Genomic DNA, 5,306 nt, shown 5'->3' with positions numbered 1-5,306 from the left:
ATAGGGGCTTTTTACTGCCTCTTGCCTCCTTTCCTTCGGAATGCTACGCAAACAGAGGAGCTGCGCTAACATAGCACCTGCCTCCAAGGCCGAACCTCTTTTCGGTCTTACGGTCGCTCTACAGACAAGACAGCCCGGTCTTGGGGTTCTCACCTATGAGCGACTAGCGCTGATACTGATAGCCGTGCAGCCTTATTTTTGCACTATAGCACAAAAGTCGTAAATACCGCAACATTGATTGGTTTTCATCTATACCCCCCTAACCCCCCTTTCAAAGCTTTTGTTTATAAACATCTTTCTTAACATAAAACTTGACAAAAAAGAGAAGTTATGTAACTGCCATTCAATGGACATTTCGGGAGAGTAAACCTATTTAATTAGAGGCTAAACTCCCCATCTCCGAATCTCCGAATCTCCGAATCTCCGAATCTCCGAATCTCCGAATCTCCGAATCTCCGAATCTCCCCCATCCACAGGGTTTCAGGAGTTCCTTATAAGGGATAGCTTTCAAAGGGGGGAACAAAAGGGGGGATGGAGAGCGCGGGTCTTCAACCAACCTTGAGATAAAATACCTCCTGCTTGTCAAGGGGATCGGAATGTTTTATTTGTGGAGGTATCGGACTGTTGACCCTGGCTTTCCCATACGACGCTCCTTTTGAAGAGAGCGCAGGACTTCCCGCCAGGAAAATTAAATATGATGAGTAAAATTAGAATTCTGAATTTAGAATTTAGAATTTAGAATTTAGAATTTAGAATTTAGAATTTTCCGTGTTCCCTGTTTAATAGATATCTCCAGAAAATAAACTTGCCCTTTATTTAGCATCAGCTAGAGTTGTAAAAGTTCCTCAAAAAATCATTTTTCGTACATTTTTCCTGAAAATATCTTGCCTGTTCCCAGTTAAGTGCTCCCTATTCCCTACTCTTACAAAAAGTCTATATCTTTTTCACCAGATGTCTAATGTAAATCATCTTCCCAAACACCAATATAGACACGATTATCTCTACTACGCTCAATTAAACCTTGCAAATTACCTGTTTTAAACTCGTAGCGACTAATTTTACGATTTCGTACATCTTGCAGTCCTTGTTTAATATCTGGAGTAATCTTCAGCTTCAACATATTTGCAAAAGCTAGTCTTACCATTAGGTTATCTACATCATCTGCTACAGATAACTCAGTTTGTCGTAAGCGACGAGAATCTCGATCATATATATAGCCTAAAGTAACTTTATTAGGAAGCAACTCATAAATCACAGCCCTAGTATTAGGCCAATATCCGCGCTCTTGAACTTTTGTAGGTTTTCCTAATAATTCTATTACCTTACTTTCTAAGGTACCTGGAGGTAAACCACGAATAATCGGTAACCGATCCCTAATAGTGGAATTATCAATAGGATCGGAAGGAATGTTATCTGGCAATACTAAGTCGAGAAGTGTATTGGGAACTGAATCTTGAGGAGATGGAGTAGGTGTAGGAGTTGGTTTAACTTCTGGTGGTGTAGGTGTAGGTTTTGCTACAGGAGGTAAGGGAGTAGGAGTAGGTTTTACCACGGGAGGGATAGGAGATGGCGTAGGTCTTGGGGTAGGAGTAAAACTTGGTTGTGGAGTATTGCTAGGTTCTGGAGATGGTGGAGATGGTGGAGATGGGGTAGGTGTAGTTGCTGGTGTTGGTATGGGAGTTGGAGTTTGAGCAATAATATCTGATGGTCTTACTGTCGGAGAAGGTTGAGTAGGTTTAGCGATCACAGAAGTAGAAGAATGCTCAGAGTTAAGCACTATTGCCACTAATGCTCCTGCTATTACAGTAGCGATCGCTCCGAGTGCTCCCCACATCAAAATTTTTGGAGGTCTTTGTGTCGGAGGAATATTTACATTAGCAATTTTTCCATTTCCCAATTTCTGGGCTGGATGGTTAGGTATAACCTGTATAGTTGAATTGTTTGTGGGAGAATCTGATAAAAATTTTAACCATTCATCTACAGTTTTAGGTCGGTGTTGAATATCTAAAGCCATACCCCTAAGCACTGCTTGATTAACATTAGCACTAAGTTGGGGTTGTAACTCACGGGGACTAGGCATTTCCTGTTGTACTCTCCTGGGTGCTGCTACTGGTAGTTGTCCAGTTAATAATGTATAGAGGGTAGCAGCTAAACCATATACATCTGTTGCTGCTGTGCGTTTTCCTTGAGGCAAATACTGTTCTGGTGGAGCATAACCATCTGAGACCAGATTAGTGTGAACTTGAGTTTGACCTGCAATAAACTCCCGCGCAATACCAAAGTCAATTAAAATTACTTCCTCAGTATCCTGACGCAGCATAATATTTTGGGGTTTAATATCTCGGTGAAGCAAATTATTTTGATTTACTACTATCAAAGCATTCCCTATCTGACGAATATAATTCACAGCGATCGCCTCTGGTAGAGGTTGGCCACTAAATACTACTTTTGCTAAAGTCTGACCGGGAATATAGTCCATTACCATGTAAGGTTGACCATCTTCGACAAAAAAATCACTAACTCGGACAATATTAGGATGGACACATAAAGCCAGTCTTCTGGCCTCATCCTGAAATTTATTTTTAAATTCTGCAAAATTAGGATGTTGAGTTAGAGACTCATTGAGAGTTTTAATAACTACTGGTTGTCCCAAATAATTATGAGTAGCTTTGATAGTAATGCCAAAACCACCCCTTCCTAGTTCTTGTTCTAAGGTATATTTGCCGCCTTGTAGGTTTGATAATATTTTCATTTTTCTTATCCTAGTTAATAAGTCAGTAGTCAGTAGTCAGTAGTTATACCAATTCACTTTAAAAATGTCACAAATAGTTTCAAATTTTAGATGTGAAATAATTTCCTGAAACTACTGAGTGCGTAAAAGTTATGAGTCTATAAAATCTTACTTTTCACTTTTGAATTTTGAATTTTGAATTTTGAATTCCGTGAAACGGTATTAGTAGTCAGTAGTCAGTAGTTAAAATAGCTTTTTTCCTTACTATCTATAAATCTTATTCCAATAGGAATTTCATACCTTATTTCACCAATGCCAAATAAATAAGCTAAATTGCATATTAACTTCTACTACTCGTTAATTTGCTTCAATTACGAACTAATTAGGACTTGCTGAAAAAGTCTGTTAGTCAAGGAAGGGAATGGGGAATAGTTGCAGGTATAATTTTTCTTTCTGCATTTTTCCAAGTCTTGTCAGGAAAAATCTAAAGTGAGCAAATTATTAGGATAATGACTAATGACGAATCTTAGACTAGGAAATGTTCTTCCAACTCTTCCCTGATTTTTCCAACTTTTCCCAGTTAAGTGTTCCCTGATTTTTCTAGGTTTTGTCAGGAAAAATCTAAAGTGAGCGAATTATTAGGATAATGACTAATAGACATAGGCGTGAAAATTAAAAATCAAATCAATTCTCATCCAGAAGTTATCTATTCTTTCTTCCTGTTCCCAGTTAAGTGTTCCCTGTTCCCTCTTTTCTGGAGATGTCTAATGATGAATCTTAGACTAGGAAATGCTTTTCCAACTCTTCTGTGTTCCCTAATTTTTCCAACTCTTCCCTATTCCCTATTCCCTATTCCCTATTCCCTGTTATAACTAAAATGACCTTAAAGATACTTTGCCTGAGTAATGGTCACGGAGAAGATGCGATCGCATCTCAAATTTTACAACAACTTGAAACATATCCTCTTCCTCCTGGTCTTGCTGCCTTACCGATAGTAGGAGAAGGACAAGCTTATAGTAAAATAGCTCACCTTTCAATTATTGGCCCCCGACAAAGAATGCCTTCTGGTGGTTTTATCTATATGGATGGAAAACAGTTATGGCGAGATGTCAAAGGTGGTTTATTAAGAGTTACCTTTGCTCAACTCAAAGCATTAAGATATTGGATAAGTTATGAAACTAAGTTAGGTCATCAAGTAGTTATTTTGGCAGTTGGGGATATTGTACCTTTATTATTTGCTTGGTTAATTGGAGTGCCTTATGTTTTTTTAGGAACTGCTAAATCAGAATATCTGATCCGAGATGAAACCCAGCAACTTCCCCCCAAGTCTTGGGTGGAAAGTTTTCTACTTTGGTCAGGATCGGTTTACTTTCCTTGGGAACGTTGGTTAATGAGTAGGGGGAAATGTAGAGCGGTACTTGCTAGAGATGAGTTAACAGCAGAAATGTTACGAAAAAAGTCTATTCGAGCTTATTATGTGGGAAACCCAATGATGGATGGTGTAGAGTTGGATAGTGCTCTGCTGTCAATGTATCGTTCTGATGCTCAGATGTTAGGGATGCAAGGTCAAATAACAATTACTTTGTTACCTGGGTCTCGTTCTCCAGAAACTTATGCAAATTGGGAAATTATTATTCAGGCAGTTACGGGGTTGCTGGAAACTTTTCCACAACAAAAGTTTTTGTTCCTCGCAGCGATCGCTCCTAATTTAGATTTAGAACCTTTTAGTACACTGCTCAAATCTTATCATTGGCGAGTTGAAGGAGAAATTAAAACTCAAACTCAAGGTAGTATTTTACAACTACCAACTGATAATCCTCAACCAACATTTTTTTCTGGAGAAGGAAGTCTTCATTTTCCCTTAAAATTGATTTCTCAGAATAGAAATGCAAGTATGATTTTAAATCAACAAGCTTTTCTAGAATTTGTACATCGGGGAGATTTAGCTATTGCTATGGCAGGTACTGCTACAGAACAATTTGTCGGTTTAGGGAAACCAGCGATCGCTATTCATGGCAATGGTCCGCAGTTTACATCTACTTTTGCAGAAGCTCAAAGTCGCCTTTTAGGAATTTCTTTAATTCTGGTTAAACATCCTAGAGAAGTTGCTGGTGTAGTTAAGTCTTTGTTAGATAATTCAGACCAACGACAGTTAATTGCTAAAAATGGTTTTCGGAGAATGGGAAAATCAGGTGCATCTCAAAGAATTGCTAATTTTTTAATGGAGTTAAATTGGATATAGGAAACTTTCAATAATGAATAATGAATAATGAATAATTAGGGGTTGCTGATTAATTCTCAAAGCATTTATCGGGAAACACTTCTGGCTTTTTTGATTCCCTAAAATTGGGCTTGTTTCAACTCTTCACACTCAAAAAGTTAGTATTTTGGGCAAACTAATGAATAATTAATAATTACAGCGCTTTTCAAATTAATGAACCACCGGAGCCATAACCAAAACCCAGTAGGGACGTTGCATGCAAGGTCCCTACAGTGGTCTACTGAAATGAAAACTGCTGTAGGGGTTGTTGATTAATTGTCAAAGCATTTATCGGGAAACACTTCTGGCTTTTTT

2 protein-coding genes are annotated in these 5,306 nt (G+C 38.3%); one reads left to right on the top strand and one right to left on the bottom strand.

From position 1 onward, the window contains the following. Positions 1 to 955 precede the first annotated feature (955 nt). On the bottom strand, positions 956 to 2,752 hold the full coding sequence (locus tag F6K22_RS30420; RefSeq protein WP_293106822.1) for a serine/threonine protein kinase: 1,797 nt from the start codon (positions 2,750 to 2,752) through the stop codon (positions 956 to 958). 856 nt (positions 2,753 to 3,608) lie between these two features. Here F6K22_RS30420 and F6K22_RS30415 point away from each other — a divergent pair. Then, on the top strand, positions 3,609 to 4,973 hold the full coding sequence (locus F6K22_RS30415) for a lipid-A-disaccharide synthase-related protein (protein WP_293106819.1): 1,365 nt from the start codon (positions 3,609 to 3,611) through the stop codon (positions 4,971 to 4,973). Positions 4,974 to 5,306 lie beyond the last annotated feature (333 nt).

The organism is Okeania sp. SIO2F4, from assembly GCF_010672385.1.
In the GTDB taxonomy this organism is placed as follows: domain Bacteria; phylum Cyanobacteriota; class Cyanobacteriia; order Cyanobacteriales; family Microcoleaceae; genus Trichodesmium.
Note: the sequence above shows the minus strand (reverse complement) of the source record. Positions and strands in the feature narration are given on the sequence as shown.

Coding starts and splice junctions, on each gene's coding strand:
- F6K22_RS30420 (WP_293106822.1), bottom strand. CDS start 2,752: ATGAAAATATTATCAAACCTACAAGGCGGCAAATATACCTTAGAACAA.
- F6K22_RS30415 (WP_293106819.1), top strand. CDS start 3,609: ATGACCTTAAAGATACTTTGCCTGAGTAATGGTCACGGAGAAGATGCG.